Annotated in this window: 4 protein-coding genes and 1 pseudogene; 4 read left to right on the top strand and 1 reads right to left on the bottom strand. The window is 66.3% G+C overall.

All coding sequences use genetic code 11. The annotated features are described in order from the left end of the window. From D7X55_RS38080 to D7X55_RS38065, 4 genes and pseudogenes are all read left to right on the top strand, one after another. Positions 1-282, top strand: a pseudogene (locus D7X55_RS38080) (site-2 protease family protein); the annotation flags it as partial. A gap of 40 nt (positions 283-322) precedes the next feature. Further along, positions 323-1,255: a DUF2381 family protein gene (locus D7X55_RS38075; RefSeq protein ID WP_233610317.1), complete on the top strand. Its 933-nt coding sequence runs from the start codon at positions 323-325 to the stop codon at positions 1,253-1,255. A gap of 13 nt (positions 1,256-1,268) precedes the next feature. Beyond that, the gene (locus tag D7X55_RS38070; RefSeq protein WP_121725600.1) at positions 1,269-1,757 is read left to right on the top strand and encodes a serine/threonine protein kinase; all 489 of its coding nucleotides are present in this window, start codon (positions 1,269-1,271) and stop codon (positions 1,755-1,757) included. 75 nt (positions 1,758-1,832) lie between these two features. Continuing rightward, positions 1,833-2,300, top strand: a complete 468-nt coding sequence (locus D7X55_RS38065) for a hypothetical protein (protein ID WP_121725599.1) — start codon at positions 1,833-1,835, stop codon at positions 2,298-2,300. A gap of 6 nt (positions 2,301-2,306) precedes the next feature. On the opposite strand, the gene D7X55_RS38060 is transcribed toward D7X55_RS38065, so the two are convergent. Continuing rightward, a complete protein-coding gene (locus D7X55_RS38060) occupies positions 2,307-2,891 on the bottom strand; it encodes a DUF5953 family protein (RefSeq protein ID WP_407921815.1) in 585 nt (194 codons plus the stop codon). Positions 2,892-2,894 lie beyond the last annotated feature (3 nt).

Raw genomic sequence — 2,894 nt, 5'->3', positions numbered from 1 at the left:
GTGACGTGGGCGGCGGCGCAGGCGGTGCCGGAGGTGCAGCGCGCGAGCTTCGTGGTGCGCGACGCGATGGAGGACGGCGTGGTGGCGCAGCTGCGCGAGGACGGGTGGAAGGTGCTGCGGAGGATGGCGGAGGCGCGCGTGCCCATGGCCGCGGTGGTGGACGAGGACGGGCTGCTGGCGGGGACGCTGGATTGGAATGACATCCAGCGGGGCCTGGCGCGGGCGGAGGAGGCGGAGCGCCAGCGGTCGCGGACGGGGTGGCCTCGGGAGCGGACAGCTTAGGTTGGATGGGGGGAGTCCAACCTGCTAAGTGGGGACATCCATGTCCTCTTTGCTGTCGCTCAGGTGCGGTCTGCTGCTCGGCTTGATGGCATTTCCGGCGCTGGCCCGAGAGCTTGAAGAAAAGCTCAGGATCCGGACGCTTCAGGTTCCCGCCCATCCCGGGCAGGAAGCGCCGTCCATCTACGTCTCAGCGCAGGTGGCGAGCGTGCTGCGCTTCGAGCAGGACGTCGACGTCGCGAAGACCCGGTTGCTGGCGTGGGAGGGCCGGTTCGAACCGCTGCTCATCGGGAGCAAGAAGGTGGTTGTCGAACCGCTGCGCGACCTGGATGAAGGTGAGGCGCTGCCGCTCCACGTGTCGCTCGCGGATGGGACCACGTTCACGTTCCTCGTGAGGCCGAAGCGTCGCGAGGACTGGGGGTGGATCGACTACCAGATCAACGTGTTCAAGGACCCTGGCAGCTACAACGCGGTGCTCTCAGGGCTGTATGACGCGCTCAAGCGAGAGCGTGAGCTGCGTGACGAGAACGAGCGATTCAAGAAGGAGGAGAACTCCATCGACCACGCCTACGCGACGCTGCTCTCCAGCGGAGAGGTGGGGAAGACGCCGTTCCGGCGCAAGCGTGTCTTTCGCTTGAGGCACGAGGACATGGACATGGTGGTCGAACTCTTCAAGGGACCTGGGAAGGCAGCCGCCGTGGTGACCTTGCGGAACACCGTGCTCAAGGAGGCGTGGACGTTCGAGGGTGCCTCCGTGACCCGTGACCTCTCTCTGCGCACGGCTCGCCCGTTCGCGTTGCGCATGGAACGGCCGGTCATCGTCCCTGGCCAGTCGGGGAGGATCGCGGTCGTCGTGGACAAGAGTTCCTTCGAACTGGAGGGTGGTCGGTTGGCGGATCTGGCCCTCCAGATCTTCCGTGGGGACGGGCTCCTCCAGGTCGCTGTGGCCATGGAACATGCACTCGTTCGGCAGTAGAAAAGTCGCTCCCATGCCCACGACACAGGCCCTGCTGCTCGGCACTTTCGTCCTGCTCGCCACGTCTTCTGGATGTACCAGCAGCGGGGTGTCGCTGCGTCCGGACGGAACTCCTGGTCCGCAGGAGTGCTCGGAGGAAGCCAGGCGGACGATGCGTGCCTTGAAGTTGCGTGTGGGGGACGCGCAATTGGTCGAGCTGGACGCGAACCAGATTGGTTCGCGGCGTCCCACGCTCTACGACGGTCCGATTGAAAGCATCCTCGAGGATGACTTCGGCACGTTGGAGGCGACGACCCGTTTGTATGGGCAGGTCTGGACGAGCGGTCCGCAGGTCGTCATCCGGTACTACGAGGCCCATCCACCGGACAGTGAGAAGTTCCCCATTTGTGCCGTGGCCCGGCTCAGCCAGGACCAGATGCGGAAGAGCCCGGACTCGAAGCCTGGAATGGCGATTCTCGAAGGCTCCACCGCGGCGGCCTACGTCGTCGATGCGTTCCGGTAGTGGACGGCATCCCGCTCCGGGTGAATAGGCTCACTCCAGCCACGTCGGGACGGGTGTCCCCCACAAGGAAGCCCCATGAAGAGCCTGCTGGTTGGAATGATGTTGGCGTCGACGCTGGGTGCCGGTCCCTCGAAGACAGTGGAACTTGTGGGCACGGTTCACAGCGAGGACCTCGGTAACCAGAGCTCCCGCCGGGCCACATGGCTGCCCACGCAGCCCAAGCGCATCGAGCAGTTCGAGTTCCACCTGAAGCGTCCCATGAAGGCCGTGCAGCTGGAGTACCAGTGCCACCTGCAGGACCTGGGAGATTCGGGGTGGCTGCTCGAGGGCACACCGTGCGGGACGCAGGGCGAGTCACGGCGCCTGGAAGCCTTCGGCATCCGGCTGCGCGGCGAGGGGGCGCACCTGTACACCGTGCGCTACTGGTGCAAGGTGGAAGGCATGGAGCGCCCCATGGGCCCGCTCACTGACGGCGCGATGTGCGGCACCACGGGTGAGAGCCGCAAGCTGCTGGGCATGCAGGTGGAACTGGTGCGCAAGTAGTCGCGTTCAAATGGGCACGCGTCCGCCGATGGCCGGGAAGCGTTCATAGGCTCGCAGGAGCGTTTCGAGATGGGTGGGGTTGTCGAGATCGAGCGGTTCCTCGGTGATGCGGACAATCCACCCACCCGTCGCGGTACGCCGGGCCCGCGACAGCAGCTCCGCGTCGCGTGCCGGGTCCGGGAACCCGATGCGGTGCGCGGCAGCGGCCGACCAGTAGTTGATCCAGCCCAGGCGATGGGGCGTTTCCGGCGAGGGGATGTCCCGTGCGGGCTTCAGCGCCGGCAGTCCGCGAGGCGGTGGCTTCGGATTCGCTGACCGGTTCTGGGTCTGGCGCGAGATCTCCACGCCCGCGGGAAAAGGCGTCGCGTGACCCCAGAAAGCGCGAGCGCCCTCCGCGATTCCTTCAAGCAGGTCACCTGCCGCTGCCAGGTGCGTGACGTTCATTGGCATCTCGGCGTGGACGTCGAACAGCGGCTGGCCACCCGGCCCGGAGTCCGCTGAGATCTCCAGTCCATAGACCGTCATCCGCTCACTCTCGCTGGGGCCGTTGCAGACGAGTGGGAAACCCGGTCCGTCCGCCCGCCCACCCAGGAC

This window comes from Corallococcus sp. AB049A (assembly GCF_003668885.1).
Lineage (GTDB): Bacteria > Myxococcota > Myxococcia > Myxococcales > Myxococcaceae > Corallococcus > Corallococcus interemptor.
The sequence above is the reverse complement of the archived record's forward strand: the minus strand, read 5'-3'. Positions and strand labels throughout refer to the sequence as shown.

What these genes read in the sequence shown, in the direction of transcription:
- D7X55_RS38075 (WP_233610317.1), top strand. Translation starts at nt 323, where the DNA reads ATGTCCTCTTTGCTGTCGCTCAGGTGCGGTCTGCTGCTCGGCTTGATG.
- D7X55_RS38070 (WP_121725600.1), top strand. Translation starts at nt 1,269, where the DNA reads ATGCCCACGACACAGGCCCTGCTGCTCGGCACTTTCGTCCTGCTCGCC.
- D7X55_RS38065 (WP_121725599.1), top strand. Translation starts at nt 1,833, where the DNA reads ATGAAGAGCCTGCTGGTTGGAATGATGTTGGCGTCGACGCTGGGTGCC.